General features: G+C 73.5%; 27 protein-coding genes. 22 read left to right on the plus strand and 5 right to left on the minus strand.

Annotated elements, in window-relative coordinates:
- Positions 1-163: 163 nt before the first annotated feature.
- From ACGF3J_RS27525 to ACGF3J_RS27540, 4 genes are all read left to right on the plus strand, one after another.
- Positions 164-1375: an NYN domain-containing protein gene (locus tag ACGF3J_RS27525; protein WP_393854996.1), complete on the plus strand. Its 1212-nt coding sequence runs from the start codon at positions 164-166 to the stop codon at positions 1373-1375.
- 133 nt (positions 1376-1508) lie between these two features.
- The gene (locus ACGF3J_RS27530) at positions 1509-2483 is read left to right on the plus strand and encodes an ABC transporter ATP-binding protein (protein ID WP_161328582.1); all 975 of its coding nucleotides are present in this window, start codon (positions 1509-1511) and stop codon (positions 2481-2483) included.
- Positions 2484-2572: 89 nt separating this feature from the next.
- Positions 2573-3388, plus strand: coding sequence for an ABC transporter permease (locus tag ACGF3J_RS27535; protein ID WP_161328578.1), 816 nt, complete (start codon positions 2573-2575; stop codon positions 3386-3388).
- Between the two features lie 34 nt (positions 3389-3422).
- On the plus strand, positions 3423-4109 hold the full coding sequence (locus ACGF3J_RS27540) for an AAA family ATPase (protein ID WP_161328579.1): 687 nt from the start codon (positions 3423-3425) through the stop codon (positions 4107-4109).
- Between the two features lie 158 nt (positions 4110-4267).
- On the opposite strand, the gene ybaK is transcribed toward ACGF3J_RS27540, so the two are convergent.
- From ybaK to ACGF3J_RS27560, 4 genes are all read right to left on the minus strand, one after another.
- Positions 4268-4768, minus strand: a complete 501-nt coding sequence (gene ybaK / locus ACGF3J_RS27545; protein WP_161328580.1) for a Cys-tRNA(Pro) deacylase — start codon at positions 4766-4768, stop codon at positions 4268-4270.
- Positions 4769-4781: 13 nt separating this feature from the next.
- A complete protein-coding gene (locus ACGF3J_RS27550; protein ID WP_393854997.1) occupies positions 4782-5522 on the minus strand; it encodes an LON peptidase substrate-binding domain-containing protein in 741 nt (246 codons plus the stop codon).
- Positions 5523-5533: 11 nt separating this feature from the next.
- Positions 5534-6580, minus strand: coding sequence for a hypothetical protein (locus tag ACGF3J_RS27555; RefSeq protein WP_393854998.1), 1047 nt, complete (start codon positions 6578-6580; stop codon positions 5534-5536).
- Positions 6581-7048: 468 nt separating this feature from the next.
- Positions 7049-8626 (minus strand): oxidoreductase, encoded by a 1578-nt coding sequence (locus ACGF3J_RS27560; protein WP_161330216.1) that lies wholly within the window; start codon positions 8624-8626, stop codon positions 7049-7051.
- Between the two features lie 201 nt (positions 8627-8827).
- Between ACGF3J_RS27560 and hisD the strand changes: the two genes are divergently transcribed.
- From hisD to ACGF3J_RS27615, 11 genes are all read left to right on the plus strand, one after another.
- The gene (gene hisD, locus ACGF3J_RS27565) at positions 8828-10153 is read left to right on the plus strand and encodes a histidinol dehydrogenase (RefSeq protein ID WP_161330215.1); all 1326 of its coding nucleotides are present in this window, start codon (positions 8828-8830) and stop codon (positions 10151-10153) included.
- Positions 10150-11259, plus strand: coding sequence for a histidinol-phosphate transaminase (locus ACGF3J_RS27570; RefSeq protein ID WP_161330214.1), 1110 nt, complete (start codon positions 10150-10152; stop codon positions 11257-11259). The genes hisD and ACGF3J_RS27570 overlap by 4 nt, the downstream gene beginning before the upstream one ends.
- On the plus strand, positions 11256-11849 hold the full coding sequence (gene hisB, locus ACGF3J_RS27575) for an imidazoleglycerol-phosphate dehydratase HisB (RefSeq protein WP_055416452.1): 594 nt from the start codon (positions 11256-11258) through the stop codon (positions 11847-11849). Before ACGF3J_RS27570 ends, hisB begins: the two co-directional genes overlap by 4 nt.
- A gap of 3 nt (positions 11850-11852) precedes the next feature.
- On the plus strand, positions 11853-12017 hold the full coding sequence (locus ACGF3J_RS27580) for a hypothetical protein (protein ID WP_163015643.1): 165 nt from the start codon (positions 11853-11855) through the stop codon (positions 12015-12017).
- Positions 12008-12658 carry an imidazole glycerol phosphate synthase subunit HisH gene (gene hisH, locus ACGF3J_RS27585; protein WP_385802604.1) on the plus strand — a complete coding sequence of 217 codons (651 nt, stop codon included), beginning with the start codon at positions 12008-12010 and terminating at the stop codon, positions 12656-12658. The genes ACGF3J_RS27580 and hisH overlap by 10 nt, the downstream gene beginning before the upstream one ends.
- A gap of 17 nt (positions 12659-12675) precedes the next feature.
- Positions 12676-13401: a bifunctional 1-(5-phosphoribosyl)-5-((5-phosphoribosylamino)methylideneamino)imidazole-4-carboxamide isomerase/phosphoribosylanthranilate isomerase PriA gene (gene priA, locus ACGF3J_RS27590; protein WP_125491062.1), complete on the plus strand. Its 726-nt coding sequence runs from the start codon at positions 12676-12678 to the stop codon at positions 13399-13401.
- Positions 13398-13793 carry a RidA family protein gene (locus ACGF3J_RS27595; protein ID WP_161330212.1) on the plus strand — a complete coding sequence of 132 codons (396 nt, stop codon included), beginning with the start codon at positions 13398-13400 and terminating at the stop codon, positions 13791-13793. Before priA ends, ACGF3J_RS27595 begins: the two co-directional genes overlap by 4 nt.
- 16 nt (positions 13794-13809) lie before the next feature.
- Complete coding sequence (gene hisF, locus ACGF3J_RS27600) at positions 13810-14565, plus strand: imidazole glycerol phosphate synthase subunit HisF (protein ID WP_161330211.1); 756 nt, start codon at positions 13810-13812, stop codon at positions 14563-14565.
- Positions 14566-14632: 67 nt separating this feature from the next.
- Entirely contained in the window at positions 14633-14851 is a 219-nt protein-coding gene (locus tag ACGF3J_RS27605; protein WP_125491024.1) for a hypothetical protein, read from the plus strand.
- The gene (locus ACGF3J_RS27610) at positions 14848-15222 is read left to right on the plus strand and encodes a hypothetical protein (protein ID WP_161330210.1); all 375 of its coding nucleotides are present in this window, start codon (positions 14848-14850) and stop codon (positions 15220-15222) included. The genes ACGF3J_RS27605 and ACGF3J_RS27610 overlap by 4 nt, the downstream gene beginning before the upstream one ends.
- A 4-nt stretch (positions 15223-15226) precedes the next feature.
- Positions 15227-16489, plus strand: coding sequence for an MFS transporter (locus ACGF3J_RS27615; protein ID WP_393854999.1), 1263 nt, complete (start codon positions 15227-15229; stop codon positions 16487-16489).
- 40 nt (positions 16490-16529) lie between these two features.
- On the opposite strand, the gene ACGF3J_RS27620 is transcribed toward ACGF3J_RS27615, so the two are convergent.
- Positions 16530-17165, minus strand: a complete 636-nt coding sequence (locus ACGF3J_RS27620; RefSeq protein ID WP_393855000.1) for a TIGR03085 family metal-binding protein — start codon at positions 17163-17165, stop codon at positions 16530-16532.
- Positions 17166-17246: 81 nt separating this feature from the next.
- Here ACGF3J_RS27620 and hisI point away from each other — a divergent pair, with 81 nt between their 5' ends.
- The 7 genes from hisI (at position 17247) to trpM (ending at position 21940) form a co-directional block, all read left to right on the plus strand.
- Positions 17247-17657 (plus strand): phosphoribosyl-AMP cyclohydrolase, encoded by a 411-nt coding sequence (hisI, locus tag ACGF3J_RS27625; RefSeq protein WP_393855001.1) that lies wholly within the window; start codon positions 17247-17249, stop codon positions 17655-17657.
- A 20-nt stretch (positions 17658-17677) separates the two neighbouring features.
- The gene (locus ACGF3J_RS27630) at positions 17678-19168 is read left to right on the plus strand and encodes an anthranilate synthase component I (RefSeq protein WP_161330217.1); all 1491 of its coding nucleotides are present in this window, start codon (positions 17678-17680) and stop codon (positions 19166-19168) included.
- Positions 19169-19252: 84 nt separating this feature from the next.
- Positions 19253-19894, plus strand: coding sequence for a TIGR02234 family membrane protein (locus ACGF3J_RS27635; RefSeq protein WP_122614900.1), 642 nt, complete (start codon positions 19253-19255; stop codon positions 19892-19894).
- Between the two features lie 107 nt (positions 19895-20001).
- On the plus strand, positions 20002-20253 hold the full coding sequence (locus ACGF3J_RS27640; protein WP_122614899.1) for an HGxxPAAW family protein: 252 nt from the start codon (positions 20002-20004) through the stop codon (positions 20251-20253).
- A gap of 94 nt (positions 20254-20347) precedes the next feature.
- The gene (locus ACGF3J_RS27645) at positions 20348-20800 is read left to right on the plus strand and encodes a DUF2752 domain-containing protein (RefSeq protein WP_161326434.1); all 453 of its coding nucleotides are present in this window, start codon (positions 20348-20350) and stop codon (positions 20798-20800) included.
- Positions 20801-20917: 117 nt separating this feature from the next.
- A complete protein-coding gene (trpC, locus tag ACGF3J_RS27650) occupies positions 20918-21727 on the plus strand; it encodes an indole-3-glycerol phosphate synthase TrpC (RefSeq protein WP_052841514.1) in 810 nt (269 codons plus the stop codon).
- Positions 21728-21748: 21 nt separating this feature from the next.
- Positions 21749-21940 (plus strand): tryptophan biosynthesis modulator TrpM, encoded by a 192-nt coding sequence (gene trpM / locus ACGF3J_RS27655; RefSeq protein ID WP_161326435.1) that lies wholly within the window; start codon positions 21749-21751, stop codon positions 21938-21940.
- Positions 21941-22027 lie beyond the last annotated feature (87 nt).

Below are 22027 nucleotides of genomic sequence, written 5' to 3' on the forward strand. Positions count from 1 at the left end.
ATAAAGAACGCATATCGGGCAATTACCGTGCGTGACACGGCTGGTCGGGGTCCGGTCCGCCGAAACGCCACGCCGAAGATCGAGTTCGGGCCGTTAACCTCCGCGCCGTCGGGCAGACTCGAAGGAAGCCCGAAGCAAACCTCCCGGAAAGAGGGTGGATCGCGTGGACCGCTGCATCGTCCTGGTGGACGCCGGGTATCTGCTGGGGGCCGCCGCGAGTCTGCTCGCCGGGGAGCCCTCACGCTCGCGCATCACCGTCGACCACGCCGCCCTCATCCAGGGGCTGCGCGAGCGCGCCGAGTCCGACACCGGGCAGCCCCTGCTGCGCATCTACTGGTTCGACGGCGCCCCCGACCGCGTCCCGCAGCCCGAGCACCGCCGGCTGCGCGTGATGCCCCGGGTCACCGTCCGGCTGGGCGCCCTCACGCGCAGTGACGGCCGCTGGGCGCAGAAGGGCGTCGACGCCGCCATGCACGCCGAGCTGACCGAGCTGGCCCGCAACCGCGCCTGCTCCGACGTCGTCCTGGTGACCGGCGACGGCGACCTGCTGCCCGGCATGATGGCCGCCAAGGAGCACGGCGTCGCCGTCCACCTGTGGGCCGTACAGGCCGCCGACGGCGACTACAACCAGTCCGAGGACCTGGTCGCCGAGGCCGACGAACGCCGCGTCCTGGACCGTGTCTGGATCACCAAGGCGGTCCGCGCCAAGGAACTCGGCGGGATCTGCGCGCCGCCGCCCGTGCCCCGCCCCGAGATCGCCGCGATCCTCTCCGCGCCGCTGCCCGAATCGGCCCTCTCGGCGACCGCCGAACGGCCCGCACAGGAGCCCGAGCACCCCACGACGGCCGCCGGGCGCAACGGGGCGGAGGAGCGCGTACCGCCCGCCAAGGGCGTGCCCACCCCCAAGGACCTGGCCGCCCTGCGCGCCCCCGGCGCCCCTCAGGCCCCGCAGCCGACCACCGCCACCCTGCGCTGGTCCTCCGACAAGGGCTGGGTCGACCGGCCCGCGGCGGAGCCGTCCGAGGCGGCCTCCATGCCGACCCTGGCCCAGCTCACCACGGCCGAGCAGCGCTGGGCCGACCGCGAGGAGGACATCACCACCGTCGGCGGCGACCCGTACGAGGTGGGTCAGGTCTTCGCCCGCCGCTGGCTGGAGCGCCTCGGCGACCACGGCCACCTGCAGAAACTCTCCGGGATGTACCCGCGCATCCCGCACCGCGTCGACGGGGAGCTGCTGCGCTACGCGGCCCGCTTCGGGCTGCTGGCCCACAAGGACGACCAGATCGACGAGCACGACCGGTACGCGATCCGGGCCGGGTTCTGGCGGGAGATCGACGTGCGGACGGCGACCGAACGCACCCCCGCGGCGGAGTGAGGCGCTCCGGCGCCTCTCCGGCTGAATCGACACTTATGGGCGGACCCGGGAGCGGGCCGGGGGGACGGACCCCGTAGTCTCGTCCCTTGTGAGTACGCGCGCGGCACAGGCACTACGACCCGGTGGCGGTGAGGTGTGCGCGGTGCGCGGGCTGACCAAGACCTATCCGGCCCAGCGCGGCAGGCGCGGGGTTCCCGCCACCCCCGAGGTGCGGGCCACCGACGACGTGAGCCTGGACATCCGCCGCGGTGAGATCTTCGGCCTGCTCGGACCCAACGGCGCCGGCAAGTCCACCCTCGTACGCCAGCTCACCGGCCTCATGCGGCCCGACCGCGGCAGCGTGGAGATCCTCGGGCACGACGTCGTGCGCCACCCCGAGCGGGCCGCCCGGATCCTCGCCTACCTCGGACAGGAGTCCAGCGCCCTGGACGAGCTGACCGTGTCGCTGGCCGCCGAGACCACCGGGCGGCTGCGCGGCCTGGAGGTGCGGGCGGCGCGCGCCGAGCGGGACGCGGTCCTCGACGAGCTGGGCCTGACCTCCCTCGCCGCCCGACCGATCAAGAAGCTCTCCGGCGGCCAGCGCCGTCTCGCCTGCTTCGCCGCCGCGCTGGTGGGGGAGCGCCCGCTGCTCGTGCTGGACGAGCCGACCACCGGCATGGACCCGGTGGCCCGGCGCGCGGTGTGGGCGGCCGTCGACCGGCGGCGCGCGGAGCGCGGCACCACCGTCCTGCTCGTCACCCACAACGTCATCGAGGCCGAGACCGTCCTCGACCGGGTCGCCGTCCTCGACCGGGGGCGCGTCATCGCCTGCGACACGCCTTCCGGGCTCAAGGAGAAGGTCGCCGGTGAGGTCCGGGTCGACCTGGTGTGGCGCGAGACGGCACCCCTGCACGTCCCGGAGGTCGCCGCCCTGCGCGACCGCGTCGTCGAGTCCGGGCGGCGCTGGACGCTGCGCCTGGCCCCCGAGGAGGCCCGCGCGGTCGTCGCCACCGTCACCGGCGGTGCGGCCTTCGCCGCGCTCGACGACTTCACCCTGGCCACGCCCAGCCTGGAGGACGTATACCTGGCGCTGGGCGGCGCGGCGCGGCAGGGGCTGGTGAGGGCTTGAGCGCACGCACGGTGAGCACATCGGCCGCCGCATCCGTACCCGTCAGGGCGACCGTCTCCAACGACCCCAACGAAGGGGAGCAGCGCGACGTGAGTGTCGTATCCGCCGATGTCCTGCCGGGCGGCGTCCTGGCCGTCGAGGAGCAGGACGCCGCCGAGCTGGGGCCCAGGGCGCGGCTGTGGCCCTCCCTGGTGGCCGTGTACCGGGCGCAGCTGTCCCGGGCGCGGGTCGCGCGCATCCCGCTGCTCTTCGTGGCCACCTTCCAGTCGGTCGGCATCATGATCCTGATGCGCGGCGTGGTGGACGGCGGCGGCGAGGCCCGCGCGGTGGTCGCCGGTTCGGCGGTGCTCGTCGTGGCCTTCGTGGCGCTGAACCTGCTCGCCCAGTACTTCGGGCAGCTGCGGGCCAGCGGAGGCCTCGACCACTACGCGACGCTGCCGGTGCCGCCGGCCGCCGTGGTGCTGGGCGCGGCGGGCGCGTACGCGTCCTTCACGGTGCCCGGGACCGTCGTGACGGCGGTGTTCGGCTGTCTGCTGTACGGGCTGCCGTTGACGCATCTGTGGGTGCTGGTGGCGGTGATCCCGCTGGCGGGCGCCGCCCTCGCCGGACTGGGCGCGGCCCTCGGCCTGCTCGCGCCCCGGCCCGAGTTCGCCACGCTGCTGGGCCAGCTGGGCATGTCGGCGGCGCTGCTGCTGGGCGTGCTGCCGGCCGAGCGGATGCCGGAGGCGGTCCGGCTGGTCCGGGACCTGCTGCCCTCGACGTACGGCGTGGAGGCGTTCGCGCGGACCTTCGGGGAGCGGCCCGACTGGGCCTTCGTCCTCGGGGACCTCGCGGTGTGCGCCGGGGTCGGCGTGATCTCCCTGGCCGTCGCCACCTGGGCGTACCGCAGGGCGGCCGTCCGGTGATGTGCCGCACCGGCGGGTTTGGCACGATGGCACGGTGACCGCTCCTCTGAATCCGCCACCCCCACCGAACGAACGCCCGCCGTACCAGGGCGGGCCGGTGCCGCCGCCCGTCGGCGCGCACGCGGTGGGGACCGCGCCCGGCGCACGTTACGACCACCACGGCGAACAGGACGGCCCCGGGATGCTGACCGAAGTGCGGCAGGCCGCCGTGGCCGTGCTGGCGATCGCGCTCTCCGGCGCGCTGCTGGGCGTGCTGTGGTGGAAGCTGGCCCCGACCGTGCCGCTGGTCGGCGACGTGGTCGACGAGCGCTGGGTGGTCTTCCTCAAGCAGTCCGAGGGCGAGCAGGCGATCGGCGTCGACGGAACGTTCACGCTGCTCGCGCTGGCGTTCGGGGCGCTCAGCGCGGTCGTGGCCTTCCTGCTGCGGCGGCGCGGCGGCGTGCCGCTGGTGGTGGCGCTGGGCGTCGGCGGACTGCTCGGCTCGCTCCTCGCGTGGCGGGTCGGCGTGTGGCTCGGCCCCGCACAGGACGTGATCGCCCACGCGAAGGACGTGGGCAAGGGCGTGACCTTCGACGCGCCGCTGAAGCTGGGCGCGAAGGGCGCGCTGCTGGCCTGGTCGCTGGCGGCACTCGTCGTCCACCTGGGGCTTACGGGACTGTTCGGCCCCAGGGACCCGGAGCCGGATCCCTGGCCCGCGCCGTACGGGGACAAGCCGGCGTAGCTCCCGCCGGGCCGACGCGGCTCTCGTGCCGTCGCCCCCTCTCTAGGCGGGGCGGCGGCCGTGGTTCGCCCGTCGCTTCCTGGTGCGCCACCTGCGTTTGCGGGTTCTCTTCGACATGTTCTGTCTGATTAGCCGAGAACGGCGCCCTCGTCGAGGGGCTATGCGCGGCCGATCGGCGCGAGGACCGCGTCCGTCAGCTTGGCGAGGTCGTCGGGGGACAGCTCGACCTCCAGGCCGCGGCGGCCCGCCGATACGCAGATCGTGGCGTGCTCCGAGGCCGACGCGTCCAGGATCGTCGCGAGCCGCTTGCGCTGGCCCAGCGGCGAGATGCCGCCCCGCACATAACCCGTGGTGCGCTCGGCCAGCGCCGGGTCGGCCATCGCCGCGCGCTTGCCGCCCACCGCGGCCGCCAGGGCCTTGAGGTCCAGCTGGCCCGCCACCGGCACCACCGCGACCGTCAGGGCGCCGTCGACGTCCGCCACCAGCGTCTTGAAGACCCGTTCCGGGGAGACGCCCATCGCCTCGGCCGCCTCCTCGCCGTAGGACGGGTGCGCGGGGTCGTGCTCGTAGGCGTGCACGGTGTACGTCACCCCGGCCGCCGTGAGGGCCACCGTTGCGGGGGTGCCGCCGGACTGCTGCTTCTTCGACTTCTTCGCCATACGGGCCGGTACCTCAGTTGAGACTCGTCGGGCCGCGCGTCAGTTCCGACGCGGGCAGGGACGGCAGCGTACGGATGACGGCGGTCTCGGAGCGAAGGAGTTTCAGCTCGTCCCTCAGGCGGGACGCGGTGTCCGGAGCCTGGAGCAGACGCTGCTTCGTCGGCGTGTCGAGCATCATCGCGGCGGCGACCAGGTACGAGACCACGCCCGGTTCGTCCGGCAGCTCGGCTCCGGTGGCCAGCGACCGCTCGCGCGCCCCCGCCAGCCGCTTCTGGTACTGCCGGAAGGACCGCAGGACGCCCTCGGCCAGCGCGCCGGCCTCGTCGCCCGGCTCCTCGGCCAGCGGTTCCAGCTCCGCCGTCAGGAAGGGGCCCGACGCGTCCACCGAGACCAGGCGCACCCGGTTCGTGCCGGTCGCCAGCACCTCGAAGGTGCCGTCGGCCCGCTCGCGGATCGTCGCCGCGTCCGCGATGCAGCCCACCTTGTGGAACGCCTTCAGCGGGTCGGGGCCGAACCCGGCCGTCGGCCCGCGTTCCGGCGTGGCCGTCGGGTCGGGCAGGCCGGGAGCGCTCTGGGCCACCTCGTAGCCGTCGCGGATCGCCACGACGGCGAACCGGCGGGGTTCGTCCTCGGAGGTCTTCAGCAGTTCGCGCATCATGGCGCGATAGCGCTCCTCGAAGATGTTGAGGGGGAGCACCAGCCCCGGGAACAGGACGGAGTTCAACGGGAAGAGGGGGAGCCGGACGGTGGTCACGACGCAGAAGCCTAATGGTCGTCGCGACCGGCGCGTCCGCCCCGCCCACTTCGTGGATGGCCCGAACCCTTCGTCGGCGGCGCGGCGGCCACGGCCGCGCGGACATCGGCGCGCACCTGCAGGAAGCGGCCGAGTGGATCGTCCGTCTCCCGGTCCCACGGGAAGGACGTGACGTACGGGCCGGTCAGCCGGAGCTGTTCCGCCGCGTCCGCGAGCCGGTCCAGGCGCACGAGGACGTACGCCAGCAGGTTCCGCAGCTCCGCCGCCCAGGGGTCGGCGACCGGGTGGGCGGCCGATAGGGCGACCGCGCGGTCGGCGGCCGCGTCCAGGCGGACACGGAGGTCACGCGGGGGTGCGCCGGTCGCGGTGCCGGTGCCGGCGCCGGTGGCCTGCAGACAGGTGAAGGCCGCCCGCAGCGGCAGCGCCCGGACCAGGGCGTCCTCGGGGGCGTCCTGTGCGGCCGTCTCGGCGAAGTCCAGGCATTCGCGGTGGGCGCCGGGTGAGGCGGCGGCCAGGTACTCCAGGGCGGCGACGTGGCAGCCGTAGTGGTGCGGGGAGCGGCGGACCGCCTGCCCCCACAGCCGCTCGAACTCGGCGTGTCCGGCGCCGGCGCCCCGCGCCGCGTCCAGCGCCGTGCGCCACGGCACCGGGTCGGGTCCGGCCGCCTCGGCCGCCGCGGTGACCGCCGGCACGAGCCGGCGCAGCAGCTCGGCACGGTCCGGTGAGTCCCAGTGCCGGGCCACCGCCAGGCGCGCCGCGATCAGCGGGGCGCCGGGGTCCTCCGGGGCCGTGGCACGCCAGGTGTCGAGCCACTCGGAACGGGAGCGGGAGAAGGCGGCGAGACGCGTGGTGTACCGGTCGCGGTGCTCCCACTCCGCGTCCTCGCGGGTGCCCGCGAGGAGACCGGCGGCGGGGGTGTGCTCGCCGCGGGCGGCGGCGAGGAGGGCGGGGGCGAGGCGGTCGTCGGGGGCGTCGAGGAGCACGTCGTCGTCTTGGGCGGGCCGTGAGGTCCGCGAGCGGGCCCGGGTGGCCGCGGTCCTGAGGAACGCGCGCAGCATGGTGACTACGACGGTCGACCGGGCGGGATGGTTGTGCGGTGCGGGTCCGGATTCGGCCCCGGCTTCGCCTTCGGCCGATTGTGTTCCCACCCGCACCACCCGTACAGCTTTCGTCGTCGGGTGCGGGTGGCCCCCGCCGGGCTTCCCGCCGTCGGCGGCCGCGGGTCGTGGGGCGGGGCAGGGCGGGAAGACGCTGGGCCGGGGCACCCCGGGAGGGTCGGCTCCTGCGGGCGGAGGCGGTGGCGCGCCCGTCGCCTTCGGCTACGGGCAGCGGTGGAGGGGGTGGGGCCGCGGTGGCCCGGGAGGGTCGGCTCCTGCGGGCGGAGGCGGGTGGCGCTGCCCGTCGCCCTCGGCCACGGGCAGCGGCGGAGGGGGGGTGGGGCCGCGGTGGCCCGGGAGGGGGCGGCGTCTGCCGGGCGTGGGTGCGCTGTCGTCGGCCGGGGTCGAGCCGGGCAACCCCCGGAGGGCTCAGCTTCTGCGCAGCAGGCGGGTCGCGCCCGCCGCCACCGTCGTCGCCAGGATCCAGCCCAGCAGGATCAGGGCCGTCGCCAGCCACTGCCAGGCGTCGTGGAGCTGCCAGAAACCGGCCTGGCCCAGGTCGATGACCGGCAGGAGCAGGTCGAGGGCGAAGAGGGCCGGATTCCAGTCCGGGTGCTCGCCGGTCTTCAGCGGCGGCGGCTCGGCACGGGCGAAGGCGAGCGAGCCCGCCGCCCACAGCACCGCCATCCACACCGCGGCCCGCCCCGGCCGGTAGCCGTAGGCGACCGTCCAGTCCTGGGCGTACCCCACGAGCTTCGCGGCGATCGGCAGGCTCTCGCGGCGCCGGCGGTGCTTGGCGAGCAGTACCTCGCGGGCGTCCTCGTCCTCGCCGCCGGCCCGCAGCACGGCGGCGAGGCGCTCGTACGGCTCCGGGTTGTACTCGGCGGTCGCGGCGCCCACCCAGCGCAGCCGCTTCTCCAGCGGGAACGGTCCCCGCGGCACCAGGTTCTCGTAGGTGAAGCCGCCCATGTGCAGCCGGCCGGGTCCCGGCCAGCTGTCCGCCCGGTCCATCAGGTTGACCACCCGCGCCCCCGACAGCACCACCCGGCCGCGCGCCGGGCGCTCGCCCAGGAACCGCAGCTCGGGCGTCTGCACCCGGCGCAGCGACAGCTCCTGGTCGTCGGCGAAGGCGAACCGGGCGTGCTCGAAGTCGAGCGCGTCGCCGAACCGCCCGTCGTCCAGTCGCACCCCGCCCTCGCACTCGAAGCGCTGGATCCGTGTCCCCTGCGCGGGCGTGGTGCCCCGCAGCAGCGGGCTGCCCAGCCCCGCCGGTGTCAGGTACAGGGTGCGCTCCACCGTCAGCTGCGGGGCGTTGAGCGCGTGCCGCGTGTACGGGTTGAGGAGCCGGGCGCCGCGCAGGCTCAGCGACACGCCGACCTGGGCACTGCGCAGACTCACCTCGCCGTGCGACTCCAGCATCTCGGCCTGGAGGTCCTGCCCGACCGTCATCCCGTCCGCGGCGATGGAGCGGCCGTGGCGGTCGCGGTGCACGATCGCCTGGTTGAGCAGCAGGTCGGTGCCTATCTGGGCGTCCGTCAGCCGGATGCCACCGGGGAAGCGGGAGCGGGGCAGATGCAGGTCGCCCTCGGTGTGCAGCCGGGCCGCCTCGAGCCGCGGCACCCAGCAGTCCACCAGGCGCACGGTCGTGAACCGGGTCTCCGGCAGCAGCACCTCCCGCTCGAACCGGCAGCCGCGCAGCTCGACATACGGCTCCACGGTGCCGCCGGCGAGGTCCATCGTGCCGCTGATCCGCACGCCGGTCAGCTGGAGCGAGGCCACCCGGCCGGCGAGTGCGGGCGGGCCGTCGAGCAGCAGCCAGCAGACGATGCGGGCCCGCACGCTCCGCTCCGGTCCCCACGGGTGCCCGCCGTGCGGGTCGTCGACGAGCGCGTCGCCGCTGCTGAGGTCGTACACGCTGCCGTTGCGGAAGGCCTGCCACATGCCGGCCTCGGCGGCGGTCAGGTCGTCCGGCAGCTCTCCGTCACGAGGGCCCACCACTACGGTCACAGCACTTCACTCCCTCCCCAACTACTCGTCGGTCGCTCACTCTTCGTACAACCGTTCATGCCCACTGGGTGACACTCCGAACACTCAAAGTGAGCACCGATTCGGGTGAGTTGCCCGTGGGCCGCGCGGGGCCGCCGCGTTCTGTATCAGCCATTGATACGCGCGAACCGTGCCCTACGCGGGTCTGAGAGAATTGGTTCCGTGATCTCCCGAATCGATCTGCGCGGCGACGCCCTCCCCGAGGGCCCCGCCCTGCGCGACCTGCTGCCCCGAGCCGACTTCGACGTCTCGGCCGCCCTGGAGAAGGTGCGTCCGATCTGCGAGGCCGTGCATCATCGGGGCGACGCGGCGCTGATCGACTTCGCCGAGCAGTTCGACGGGGTCAGGCTGGACCACGTCAGGGTCCCGGTGGCCGCGCTCACGCGCGCGCTGGAGGAGCTGGACCCGGCCGTGCGCGCGGCCCTGGAGGAGTCCATCCGCCGCGCCCGGCTCGTCCACCGCGAGCAGCGCCGCACCACCCACACCACGCAGGTCGTGCCCGGCGGCTCGGTCACCGAGAAGTGGGTGCCGGTCGAGCGGGTCGGGCTGTACGCGCCCGGCGGCCGGTCGGTCTACCCGTCGTCCGTGATCATGAACGTGGTGCCCGCGCAGGAGGCCGGCGTCGAGTCGGTCGCTCTCGCCTCGCCCGCGCAGGCCGAGTTCGACGGCCTTCCGCACCCGACCATCCTCGCCGCCTGCGCCCTGCTCGGCGTCGACGAGGTGTACGCGGCGGGCGGCGCCACCGCCGTCGCGATGTTCGCGTACGGCACCGAGTCCTGCCCGCCCGCCAACATGGTCACCGGCCCCGGCAACATCTGGGTGGCCGCGGCCAAGCGCTACTTCACCGGGAAGATCGGCATCGACGCCGAGGCCGGCCCGACCGAGATCGCGGTCCTCGCCGACGCCACCGCCGACCCGGTGCACGTCGCCTCCGACCTGATCAGCCAGGCCGAGCACGACCCGCTGGCCGCCGCCGTGCTGGTCACCGACTCCGTGGAGCTCGCGGACGCGGTCGAGAAGGAACTGCAGCCGCAGGTCGAGGCCACCAAGCACATCGACGACCGGATCGTCCCGGCCCTGAAGGGCCGCCAGTCCGCGATCGTCCTGGTCGACGGCCTGGACGAGGGCCTGCGTGTCGTGGACGCCTACGGCGCCGAGCACCTGGAGATCCAGACCGCCGACGCCGCCGCCCTCGCCGACCGGGTGAAGAACGCCGGCGCGGTCTTCGTCGGCCCCTGGGCGCCCGTCTCCCTCGGCGACTACGCGGCCGGGTCCAACCACGTCCTGCCCACCGGCGGCTGCGCCTGCCACTCCTCGGGCCTGTCCGTGCAGTCCTTCCTGCGCGGCATCCACATCGTCGACTACACGCGCGACGCGCTCGCCGAGGTCGCGCACCACGTGGTGACGCTGGCGGAGGCCGAGGACCTGCCCGCGCACGGGGCGGCGATCAAGGCGAGGTTCGAGTGGAAGGTCCCGGAGAGCAAGTGACGTTCGGAATCGACGACCTCCCCGTACGGGACGAGCTGCGCGGCAAGTCCCCCTACGGCGCGCCCCAACTGGACGTGCCCGTACGGCTGAACACCAACGAGAACCCCTACCCGCTGCCCGAGGCGCTGGTCGAGCGGATCACCGAGCGGGTCCGCGAGGCCGCCCGCGACCTCAACCGCTACCCGGACCGGGACGCGGTCGAGCTGCGCACCGGGCTCGCCGAGTACCTGACGAAGACCTCCGGCCACCCGCTGGACACGGGCAACGTCTGGGCGGCCAACGGCTCCAACGAGGTCATCCAGCAGCTGCTGCAGACCTTCGGCGGCCCGGGCCGCACCGCGATCGGCTTCGAGCCCTCGTACTCGATGCACGGCCTCATCGCGCGCGGCACCGGCACGGGCTGGATCTCCGGGCCGCGCCACGACGACTTCACCATCGACGTGCCCGCCGCCGAGCGCGCCCTCGCCGAGCACCGCCCGGACGTCGTCTTCATCACCACCCCCAACAACCCCACCGGCAACGCCGTCCCGGCCGAGACCGTCCTCGCCCTGTACGAGGCCGCCCAGGCGGCGAAGGACTCGATGGTCGTCGTGGACGAGGCCTACATCGAGTTCAGCCACGGCGCGTCGCTGCTGCCGCTGCTGGACGGCCGGCCCCGCCTCGTGATCTCCCGCACCATGTCGAAGGCGTTCGGCGCGGCGGGCCTGCGCCTGGGCTACCTCGCCGCGCACCCGGCCGTCGTCGACGCCGTCCAGCTCGTACGGCTGCCGTACCACCTCTCGGCCGTGACCCAGGCGACCGCGCTGGCCGCCCTGGAACACACGGACACGCTGCTGAAGTACGTCGAGCAGCTGAAGACCGAGCGGGACCGGCTGGTCGCCGAACTGCGCGCCGTCGGCTACGAGGTGACCGAGTCCGACGCCAACTTCGTCCAGTTCGGGCGGTTCGCGGACTCCCACGAGGCCTGGCGGAAGATCCTCGACCGGGGCGTCCTGGTCCGGGACAACGGCGTACCGGGGTGGCTGCGGGTCACCGCCGGAACCCCGGAGGAGAACGACGCGTTCCTCGACGCGGTACGTGAAGTCAAGAAGGAGCAGAACACATGAGCCGCGTGGGACGCGTGGAGCGTACGACCAAGGAGACCTCGGTCCTCGTCGAGATCGACCTCGACGGCACCGGGAAGACCGACATCGCCACCGGCGTCGGCTTCTACGACCACATGCTCGACCAGCTCGGCCGGCACGGTCTGTTCGACCTGACCGTGAAGACCGACGGCGACCTGCACATCGACTCCCACCACACCATCGAGGACACCGCCCTCGCGCTGGGCGCCGCCTTCAAGCAGGCCCTCGGCGACAAGGTGGGCATCTACCGCTTCGGCAACTGCACGGTCCCGCTGGACGAGTCCCTCGCCCAGGTCACCGTCGACCTCTCCGGCCGCCCCTACCTCGTGCACACCGAGCCCGAGAAGATGGCGCCGATGATCGGCGAGTACGACACCACGATGACCCGGCACATCCTGGAGTCCTTCGTCGCCCAGGCCCAGGTCGCGCTGCACGTGCACGTGCCCTACGGGCGCAACGCGCACCACATCGTGGAGTGCCAGTTCAAGGCGCTGGCCCGGGCCCTGCGCTACGCCAGCGAGCGCGACCCGCGCGCGGCCGGCATCCTGCCTTCCACGAAGGGCGCGCTCTAACCCATGAACGGTACGTCCACCGCGCTGATCGTCGTCGGCCTGTTCTTCATCGGCGGCATCATCTCCTTCGCCAAGCAGCAGATGCCCAAGGGCCTGATCGTGCTGCTCTCCATCGGTGCCGCGATGTGCCTGTTCGCGGGCGTGCTGCGCCTGGAGGTGTGGAATTGACCTCCCCCGCCAAGCGGGTCGTCGTCTTCGACTACGGCTTCGGCAACATCCGTTCCGCCGAACGCGCCCTCGCGCGCGCGGGAGCCGACGTCGAGATCACCCGTGACTACGACAAGGCCATGAACGCCGACGGCCTGCTGGTCCCCGGCGTCGGCGCCTTCGCCGCCTGCATGGACGGCCTCAAGGCGGCCCGCGGCGACTGGGTCGTCGACCGCAGGCTGTCGGGCGGCCGCCCGGTGATGGGTATCTGCGTGGGCATGCAGATCCTGTTCGCGCGCGGCATCGAGCACGGCGTGGAGGCCGAGGGCCTGGACGAGTGGCCCGGCACGGTCGGCCCGCTCCAGGCCGACATCGTGCCGCACATGGGCTGGAACACCGTCGACGCGCCGGCCGACTCCCAGCTCTTCGCGGGCCTGGACGCGGACGCCCGCTTCTACTTCGTGCACTCCTACGCCGTCCACGACTGGACCCAGGAGTCGCTCAACCCGCTGATCGCCCCGCCCAAGGTCACCTGGTCCACGCACGGCAAGCCCTTCGTGGCCGCCGTGGAGAACGGCGCCCTGTGGGCCACGCAGTTCCACCCCGAGAAGTCCGGTGACGCGGGAGCCCAGCTCCTCAGCAACTGGATCGAGACCCTGTAGAGATGAGCCCGGTAGAGATGAGCAAGCTCGAACTCCTCCCCGCCGTCGACGTCCGCGACGGCCAGGCCGTCCGCCTCGTGCACGGCGAGTCCGGCACCGAGACCTCCTACGGCTCCCCGCTGGAGGCCGCCCTCGCCTGGCAGCGCTCCGGCGCCGAGTGGCTGCACCTCGTCGACCTGGACGCCGCGTTCGGCACCGGGGACAACCGTGCGCTGATCGCCGAGGTCGCGAAGGCCATGGACATCAAGGTCGAGCTGTCCGGCGGCATCCGCGACGACGACACGCTCGCCGCCGCGCTCGCCACCGGCTGCACACGGGTGAACCTGGGCACGGCCGCCCTGGAGACCCCCGAGTGGGTCGCCGGGATCATCGCCGAGCACGGCGACAAGATCGCCGTCGGTCTCGACGTACGCGGCACCACGCTGCGCGGCCGCGGCTGGACCCGCGACGGCGGCGACCTCTACGAGACGCTGGCCCGTCTCGACAAGGAGGGCTGCGCCCGGTACGTCGTCACCGACATCGCCAAGGACGGCACCCTCCAGGGACCCAACCTGGAACTCCTGAAGAACGTCTGCGCGGCCACCGACCGCCCGGTCGTCGCCTCCGGCGGCGTCTCCTCCCTGGACGACCTGCGCGCCATCGCCGGTCTCGTCCCGGCCGGTGTCGAGGGGGCCATCGTCGGGAAGGCCCTGTACGCGAAGGCGTTCACCCTGGAAGAAGCCTTGGAGGCTGTGTCGCCATGACATCCGAAGCCGTACGGCGTGTGCAGAGCGGAAGTCCCTGGGAAGAGTCCTTCGGTTTCGCACGGGCCGTGGCGGCGGGTGATCATGTCATCGTGGCCGGCACGACCGCCTTCAAGGGCGACGTGCTGTACGGCGACGGCGACCCGTACGAACAGACCAAGGTGGCCTTCGCCACCGCCATCGAGGCGATCGGTGAGTTCGGGCTCGGCATCGAGTCCGTGATCCGGACGCGTGTGTGCCTGGCACATTCGCGCGACGTCGATGCGGTGGGCCGCGCCCACAAGGAGCTGTTCGACGCCGTACGTCCGGTGACGACCCTGCTGGTCGTCGAGGGCTTCATCGACTCGCGTGTGCTGGTGTCGGTGGAGTTGGAAGCATTCAGAGGACAGTAAGAGGAGCCGTGGATTCATGACCCTGGCGGTCCGAGTCATCCCCTGCCTGGACGTGGACGGCGGCCGGGTCGTCAAGGGCGTGAACTTCCAGAACCTGCGCGACGCGGGCGACCCCGTCGAGATGGCCAAGGTGTACGACGCCGAGGGCGCCGACGAGCTGACGTTCCTGGACATCACCGCCTCGTCGGGCAACCGCGAGACGACCTACGACGTGGTGCGGCGCACCGCCGAGCAGGTGTTCATCCCGCTGACCGTCGGCGGCGGTGTGCGGACCGCCGACGACGTCGACAAGCTGTTGCGGGCCGGTGCGGACAAGGTGGGCGTGAACACGGCCGCCATCGCCCGGCCCGACCTGATCCGCGAGATCGCCGAGCGCTTCGGCCGCCAGGTCCTCGTGCTGTCCGTGGACGCGCGGCGCACCGAGGCGGGCACCTTCGAGGTGACCACCCACGGCGGCCGGCGTGGCACCGGCATCGACGCGGTGGAGTGGGCGCACCGGGCCGCGGAGCTGGGCGCCGGGGAGATCCTGCTCAACTCGATGGACGCGGACGGCACGAAGGACGGCTACGACCTGGAGATGATCGAGGGGGTCCGGCGCCACGTGACCGTCCCGGTGATCGCCTCCGGGGGCGCGGGCCGCCTCACCGACTTCCCGCCCGCCGTGGCGGCAGGCGCGGACGCGGTCCTGGCGGCATCCGTCTTCCACTTCGGCGACCTGCGGATCGGCCAGGTGAAGGACACGCTGCGCGGGGCGGGGCATCCCGTTCGGTAGTTCGAGGGGTCGCCCGCGGTAGTGAGCGCGGTAGTGATCATGGTTCCGTGTTGGCTAACGTGCTCATATGCCTGGGATCACGATTGAGTTCACCGAGGAAGAGCTGGCCGAGCTGCGCGCCGAGGCCAAGGAGCAGGGCGTAGCGATCAAGCGGCTGGCGCACGACATACTGACCGAGGACGTGGTGCGCCGGCGGCAGAAGCAGCGGTTCGTGGAGGGGGCCTCCAAGTACGCCCGCGAGATCATGGCCGACTTCGAGGAGCGCTTCCCGGTGGGACTCCGGTGACGCTCTACGTAGACGCGGGGTGGGTGCTCTGCGTCCAGGTGGAGGTCTCACCGCCGAACACGCCCATCCGGGACTGGGGCGCGCTGCACTGCATGGCTGAGAGGCACAGGTACGAGCGGGTGGCGGGAGAGCCCTATTACGAGGAGATCCCGAGCCGGGCTGCGACGTTCCTGCACACCGCGCTGAGACTCAGGCCGTTCACGGACTACAACGCGTCGATCGGCATCGGCTGCATCCGCGCATACATGGAGGCGTCGGGGACGCCGCTCGATCCGAGGCCCGGCGACTGGGCCAAGCTCGTCGCCGACATCCGCAGCGACGAGGCCGACCTTCCCGAAACCGCGCGCCTGCTCCGTGACTGGGCTGAATGAACCGGTGACCGACCTCACGGACATACCCACCCGCGGGGCGTCCCTCGCCGCGGAGCGCCCCGCCCACCGCGACCCCAACGTCCTGCGCTGGGTCGCCGCCTACACCGTCTCCATGGTGGGCGACATGGTCTTCTACCTCGCGTTGTCGTGGGCCGCCGTGCAGAACGGGACCGCCGCCCAGGCCGGGATCGTCACCGCCGTGAGCGCGGTGCCGCGGGCGCTGCTCATGCTGGGCGGCGGCGTGGTCGCCGACCGGTTCGGGCCGCGCCGGGTCGTCATCGGCAGTGACGCCGTACGGTGCGGCACGGTCCTCGCGGTGGCCGCCGTGCTCTTCGTGACCGACCCCGGACTGTGGCTGCTCGCGCTGCTCGCCGTCGTCTTCGGCACCGTCGACGCCGTGTTCCTGCCCGCCGTCGGCGCGCTTCCCGCGCGGATCACCACCAAGGACCAGCTGGCCCGCGTCCAGGGGATGCGCGGCCTCGGCATCCGCTTCGCTGCCGTGGTGGGCGCCCCGCTCGGCGGGCTCGGCGTGGCGATGGGCGGTTCGGCCGCCGCCTTCGCGTGCGCGGGGCTGCTGATCGCCCTCTCCGTGCCGCTGCTGGTCTCCGTACGGGTGCGCGAGCTGCCGCCCGACGAGGCCACCCCCCGGGACGGCACCACCGCCTGGCGCGACCTGCGGGCCGGCCTGCGCCACGTCCGCCGGCACCGCGTCCTCGGCCCGCTGATGATCACCATCGCCCTCGGCGACCTCGGCTTCGTCGGCCCGCTCAACGTCGGCCTCACCCTGCTCGCGGACGAACGCGGCTGGGGCGCCTCCGGCATGGGCTGGGTGCTCGGCGGCTTCGGAACCGGGGCCGGCGTGGCGGCACTGCTGCTGACCGTGCGCGGACGCGTCCCGTACGCCGGTCTGGTCGCCGCCGGAGCCATCATCCCCGGCGCCGCCGCCATCGCCGCCCTGGCGTACGCCCCCGGCCTCCCCGTGGCCGTCGGCACCGCGGTGCTCGTGGGGCTGCTCACGGGCCTCAGCGGCGCCATGTGCGGAGCCCTGCTGCAGACTCGGACGGACACCGCCTACCTGGGGCGTGTCACGGCGGTGGCCGGGATCGTCAGCCTGGGGATCGCGCCCCTGAGCATGCCGCTGTCCGCCGCCGCGATCGGCGTCTGGGGCACCGGGCCGGTCTTCGTCGTCAGCGCGGTGGTCTGCGCCCTCGGCGGGGTCGTCGCTCTGTGCGCGCCCGGCCTGCGGCGGGCCGAACTGCCGAAGTGAGCGGCGGACCTCGGCTCCCGAGATCTCAGAGGCCGAGACCTCAGATCCCGAGCTGCTTCGTCTCCCGCAGCCTCGCGATCGCGGCCTTCTCGCCCTCCAGCTCCACGTTCGCCGCCTCCTGACGGCCGTACGCGAACAGCAGCAGCTCGGACGGCTCGCCGGTGACCGTCACCACCGGCGTGCCCCGGTGGGCGACGGTCGTCTGGCCGTTCGGGCGGCGCAGGACGAGGCCCGTCGGGACGCCCCGGCCCATCAGGCGGGCGGCGCGCTCCAGGCGGGACCACAGGGCGTCCTGGAAGACCGGGTCCAGCTCGCGCGGCGACCAGTCGGGCCGGGCCCGGCGGACGTCCTCGGTGTGGACGTAGAACTCCACCGTGTTCGCCGCCTCGTCCACCTGCTTGAGCTGGAACGGCGAGAACCGGGGCGGGCCGGTGCGGATCAGCTGGAGCAGCTCCTCGTACGGCTTCGCCCCGTACTCCTCCATCACCCGGTCGAGCCGGGACGCCAGCGGCTTGATCAGGGTGCCCCCGGCGGCGTCCGGACGGCGCTCGTGCACCACCACGTGCGCGGCGAGGTCGCGGGTTTGCCAGCCCTCGCACAGGGTCGGTGCGTCCGGGCCCGCCGTCTCCAACAGGTCCGCGAGCAGAAGTCGTTCACGCTTGGCGAAAGTCGACATGCGGCCAGCCTACGGCGCCCGGCCGGGTCCGCCCAATGGACAGCGCCGGGGTGTGTCCGACCCGCGCGGCACAATGGGCGCATGACCAGCAGCTCCCCCCGGCCGACCGGCCCGCTCGCCCCGGAGATCGCGGCCCGCCTCAAGCGCGGCGCCGACGGCCTCCTGCCCGCCATCGCCCAGCAGTACGACACCGGAGAGGTGCTGATGCTCGGCTGGATGGACGACGAGGCACTGCACCGCACGCTGACCACGGGACGCTGCACCTACTGGTCGCGCAGCAGGCAGGAGTACTGGGTCAAGGGCGACACCTCCGGGCACTTCCAGTGGGTGAAGTCCGTCGCCCTGGACTGCGACGCCGACACCGTCCTGGTCAAGGTCGACCAGGTCGGCGCCGCCTGCCACACCGGCGCCCGCACCTGCTTCGACGCCGACGTGCTGTTCGAGCACGGCGCGGACGGCGCGGGTGCCGACGCGTCCGCGGCGGGTCAGTAGGGTCTGCCGCCATGGACGACATGGACCTCCCGACCTTCCGCAAGCTGGCCGCCGACCGCCGCGTGATCCCGGTGAGCCGCAAGCTCCTCGCCGACGGCGACACCCCCGTGGCGCTGTACCGCAAGCTCGCCGCCGAGCGCCCCGGCACCTTCCTCCTGGAGTCCGCGGAGAACGGCCGGTCCTGGTCCCGCTACTCCTTCGTCGGCGTCCGCAGCGCCGCCACCCTCACCGAGAAGGACGGGCAGACGCACTGGCAGGGCACCCCGCCCGTCGGCGTCCCCACCGACGGGGACCCGCTCGCCGCGCTGCGCGCCACCGTCGAGGCCCTGCACACCCCCCGCGACCTCGCCCACGACCTGGGCCTGCCGCCCTTCACCGGCGGCATGGTCGGCTACCTCGGCTACGACATCGTGCGCCGCCTGGAGAAGGTCGGCCCGGGGGAGCGGGACGACCTGAAGCTCCCCGAGCTGACGATGCTGCTCACCAGCGACCTCGCCGTCATGGACCACTGGGAGGGCTCGGTCCTGCTGATCGCCAACGCGATCAACCACAACGACCTGGAGACCGGCGTCGACGAGGCCTACGCCGACGCCATCGCCCGCCTGGACGTCATGGAGGCCGACCTCTCGCGCGCGGTCGCCCAGCCCCCGGCCGCCCTGCCGCCGTCCGAGCTGCCCGAGTACACCGCGCTGTGGGGCGGCCCCGACTTCCAGGTGGCCGTCGAGGACATCAAGGAGCGCATCCGCGCGGGCGAGGCGTTCCAGGTCGTCCCCTCGCAGCGGTTCGAGACGCCGTGCACCGCGAGCGCGCTGGACGTGTACCGGGTGCTGCGGGCCACCAACCCCTCCCCGTACATGTACCTGCTCCGCCTCGACGGATTCGACGTCGTCGGGTCGTCGCCCGAGGCCCTGGTCAAGGTCGAGGACGGCCGCGCCATGGTGCACCCCATCGCCGGCACCCGGCCCCGCGGCGCCACCCCGCAGGAGGACCAGGCCCTCGCCGACGAACTGCTCGCCGACCCCAAGGAGCGCGCCGAGCACCTGATGCTCGTCGACCTCGGACGCAACGACCTCGGCCGGGTCTGCGAGCCCGGCTCCGTCGAGGTCGTCGACTTCATGTCCGTCGAGCGGTACTCGCACGTCATGCACATCGTCTCGACGGTCACCGGACGGGTCGCCCCCGGCCGCACCGCCTTCGACGTCCTCACCGCCTGCTTCCCGGCCGGCACCCTCTCCGGCGCCCCCAAGCCGCGCGCCCTGCAGATCATCGACGAACTCGAACCCTCCCGGCGCGGCCTGTACGGCGGCTGCGTCGGCTACCTCGACTTCGCGGGCGACTCCGACACCGCCATCGCCATCCGCACCGCGCTGCTGCGCGACGGCACCGCCTACGTCCAGGCGGGCGCCGGCATCGTCGCCGACTCCGACCCCGTCGCCGAGGACACCGAGTGCCGCAACAAGGCGGCGGCGGTGCTCCGCGCCGTACACACGGCCAACCGGCTGGCGCAATAGGGCCAACCCGCCGGAGCGATGGGGCGATTCTCACGTCGGCCAATCCGAACCCCGGGTGACGGTTCGCCCGGGGTTCGGGTGATAGTGGAGTACGTGACAGCCGTTCCTCACCCCCGTACCCCAGCCGCAGGACCCGCCCGGGCCGGCCGGCGGAGCCTCGCCGTCGCCCTGCTGTGCGGCGCGCTCGGCGCCGCCGTCGCCCTGCTCGCCACCCGGCAGGAGTGGGCGGAGGGCACCGCGACGGTGGCCGGCGGCGCGTTCCCCCTGACCGCCAAGGGCAGCGACGTCACGGGCGTGCCCGCGGCGCTGGCCATAGTGGGCCTCGCCGCGCTCGTCGCCGTGTTCGCCGTCCGCCGCGCGGGCCGCTTCGCGGTGGCCGGCCTGCTCGCGCTGAGCGGCGCGGGCACCGTCGCCGCCGCCCTGGCCGGCGCCTCCGACAGCTCCGCGCTGGACGACCAGGCCGCGAAGGCCGCCGGCGACACCTCGGCCACCGTGGACGTCCTCTCGCACACCGCCTGGCCGTACGTCGCGGCCGTGGGCGGCGCCCTGCTGCTGCTCGCCGGGCTGCTCGCGCTGCGCTACGGCCGCCAGTGGCCCGCGATGTCCGGCCGCTACGAGCGCGACGGCACCCCGCGCCCGCGCCGCAAGCCGCAGACCGTGGACCCGGACCGCCCCGAGGACCTCTGGAAGGCCATCGACCGCGGCGAGGACCCCACCAGCGCCTGACCCGCCTTCCCCGGCGGAGCACCCCCGCTCACGGCGCGTGCGGGGGTGCGGGACAATGGGTACGAGCGTCCTGCTCAGACACGGCACACAGCAACGAGGAGCAAGCAATGGCGGGCAGCAGCCACGGTCACACCCCGGCCGCCTGGACCGGTGTCATCATCGCCTTCATCGGTTTCTGCATCGCGGGCCTGTTCATGGTGGCGGCCCAGCCGGCGGGCTTCTGGGCCGGCCTCGCGGTCGTCGCCCTCGGTGGTGTGGTGGGCTACATCATGCGGATGATGGGCCTCGGCCAGCCGAAGCACAGCCACCCCGTGCACCAGGTCGCCGGCGAGCGCGCCACGGCCGACGCCAAGGGCTGACCCCGCACGGAGTCACGGACCCACCGGAGGGGCGGAGCGGCACAAAGGTGCCGGGACCGCCCCTCACGTGCGGGTGGGGACCGCCGGGGGCAGAATGCGGGGCGTGGACGCCGAGACCGCACAGCCGACCCCGACCAGTGCCGTACCCAAGGGCCGGGCCGCCCGCCTCGCCGTCCCGGCCGCGGTGCTCGCGGCCGTCGCCGGAGCCTTCGCGTACGTGGGTGCCGTGGACCCCAACGAACCCGGGCACTACCCCGTCTGCCCCCTGCTGCGCTTCACGGGGGTCCTCTGCCCCGGCTGCGGCGGCCTGCGCAGCGCGCACGCCTTCGCCCACGGGGACCTGCCCGCCGCGCTGCAGGCCAACGCGACGGCGGTCCTGGGCTATCTGGGGTTCGCCGTCCTGTGGACCGTCTGGGTGGTCCGCGCGGCCCGCGGCCGCCCGCTGAGGGTCGAACTGGGACCGGTCCACCTGTGGGCGCTGGGGACGTTGCTGCTGGTCTTCACGGTTGTCCGGAACCTGCCGTTCGGTGGCTGGCTCCGCCCTTGATCATCCGAAGAACGTCCAGGTAATGGGACCGGCGGCGGCCGGATGCGAGCCCCGTGCCCCGCTCCGGATACCATCACAGTGACCACCGGTTTCGCCGTCTGAAAGGGGGCCGCTCGCGTGAGTGTGCTCGACGAGATCATCGACGGAGTCCGTGCCGACCTCGCGGAGCGGCAGGCGCGCGTCAGCCTCGACGAGCTCAAGGAGCGCGCGGCCAAGGCCCGTCCCGCGAAGGACGGTGTGGCCGCCCTGCGCGGCGACGGCGTCAAGGTCATCTGCGAGGTCAAGCGCTCCAGCCCGTCCAAGGGCGCGCTGGCCGCCATCGCCGACCCCGCCGGACTCGCCGCGGACTACGAGGCGGGCGGCGCCGCCGTCATCTCCGTCCTCACCGAGGAGCGCCGCTTCGGCGGCTCACTGGCCGACCTGGACTCGGTCCGCGCCCGGGTGGACATCCCCGTGCTGCGCAAGGACTTCGTCGTCACGTCGTACCAGCTGTGGGAGGCCCGCGCGCACGGCGCCGACCTCGTGCTGCTGATCGTCGCGGCGCTCGACCAGCCCGCGCTGGAGTCCCTGATCGAGCGCGCCGAGTCCATCGGCCTCACCCCGCTCGTCGAGGTGCACGACGAGGACGAGGTCGAGCGCGCGGTGGACGCGGGCGCCAAGGTCATCGGCGTCAACGCGCGCAACCTGAAGACCCTGGAGGTCGACCGCGGCACCTTCGAACGGGTCGCCCCGGAGATCCCCGCGCACATCGTCAAGGTCGCCGAGTCGGGCGTCCGCGGCCCGCACGACCTCATCGCCTACGCCAACGAGGGCGCCGACGCCGTCCTGGTCGGCGAGTCCCTGGTCACCGGCCGCGACCCGAAGACGGCGGTCTCCGACCTGGTCGCCGCCGGCGAACACCCGGCATTGCGCCACGGCCGGGGCTGACGCCCGGTAGGCTGACCGACGATGACTCTCCCGCTCACCCTGGCCGCCAGGGATCCGTACGCGCGCCTGGCGCGAGGCTGCCGCCCCCGCGGCTGCCGCGCCCCCGCGCGCCGGGTCCACGGCCGCCGGGTGCGGTACGTCATCGGAGACGAGCCCGGCCAGGTCAATGGCATGCGATGGCAGCAGCGCCCCGTCAGGGGCGCGGGGCTGTAGTGAATCTGCGACTCCGTCGCGTGGGCGCGAGCGACCACCGGCGGTGCGCGGCGGCCTGACACCCCCGCCCCCACGGCGAAAGTGCCC

The organism is Streptomyces sp. NPDC048171 (assembly GCF_043202655.1).
Classification (GTDB): Bacteria; Actinomycetota; Actinomycetes; order Streptomycetales; family Streptomycetaceae; genus Streptomyces.

What these genes read in the sequence shown, in the direction of transcription:
- hisI (WP_393855001.1), top strand. Translation starts at nt 17,247, where the DNA reads ATGACCAGCAGCTCCCCCCGGCCGACCGGCCCGCTCGCCCCGGAGATC.
- ACGF3J_RS27630 (WP_161330217.1), top strand. Translation starts at nt 17,678, where the DNA reads ATGGACCTCCCGACCTTCCGCAAGCTGGCCGCCGACCGCCGCGTGATC.
- priA (WP_125491062.1), top strand. Translation starts at nt 12,676, where the DNA reads ATGAGCAAGCTCGAACTCCTCCCCGCCGTCGACGTCCGCGACGGCCAG.
- ACGF3J_RS27605 (WP_125491024.1), top strand. Translation starts at nt 14,633, where the DNA reads ATGCCTGGGATCACGATTGAGTTCACCGAGGAAGAGCTGGCCGAGCTG.
- hisB (WP_055416452.1), top strand. Translation starts at nt 11,256, where the DNA reads ATGAGCCGCGTGGGACGCGTGGAGCGTACGACCAAGGAGACCTCGGTC.
- ACGF3J_RS27580 (WP_163015643.1), top strand. Translation starts at nt 11,853, where the DNA reads ATGAACGGTACGTCCACCGCGCTGATCGTCGTCGGCCTGTTCTTCATC.
- ACGF3J_RS27645 (WP_161326434.1), top strand. Translation starts at nt 20,348, where the DNA reads ATGCGGGGCGTGGACGCCGAGACCGCACAGCCGACCCCGACCAGTGCC.
- ACGF3J_RS27595 (WP_161330212.1), top strand. Translation starts at nt 13,398, where the DNA reads ATGACATCCGAAGCCGTACGGCGTGTGCAGAGCGGAAGTCCCTGGGAA.
- ACGF3J_RS27620 (WP_393855000.1), bottom strand. Translation starts at nt 17,165, where the DNA reads ATGTCGACTTTCGCCAAGCGTGAACGACTTCTGCTCGCGGACCTGTTG.
- ACGF3J_RS27640 (WP_122614899.1), top strand. Translation starts at nt 20,002, where the DNA reads ATGGCGGGCAGCAGCCACGGTCACACCCCGGCCGCCTGGACCGGTGTC.
- hisF (WP_161330211.1), top strand. Translation starts at nt 13,810, where the DNA reads ATGACCCTGGCGGTCCGAGTCATCCCCTGCCTGGACGTGGACGGCGGC.
- ybaK (WP_161328580.1), bottom strand. Translation starts at nt 4,768, where the DNA reads ATGGCGAAGAAGTCGAAGAAGCAGCAGTCCGGCGGCACCCCCGCAACG.
- trpM (WP_161326435.1), top strand. Translation starts at nt 21,749, where the DNA reads ATGACTCTCCCGCTCACCCTGGCCGCCAGGGATCCGTACGCGCGCCTG.
- ACGF3J_RS27555 (WP_393854998.1), bottom strand. Translation starts at nt 6,580, where the DNA reads ATGCTGCGCGCGTTCCTCAGGACCGCGGCCACCCGGGCCCGCTCGCGG.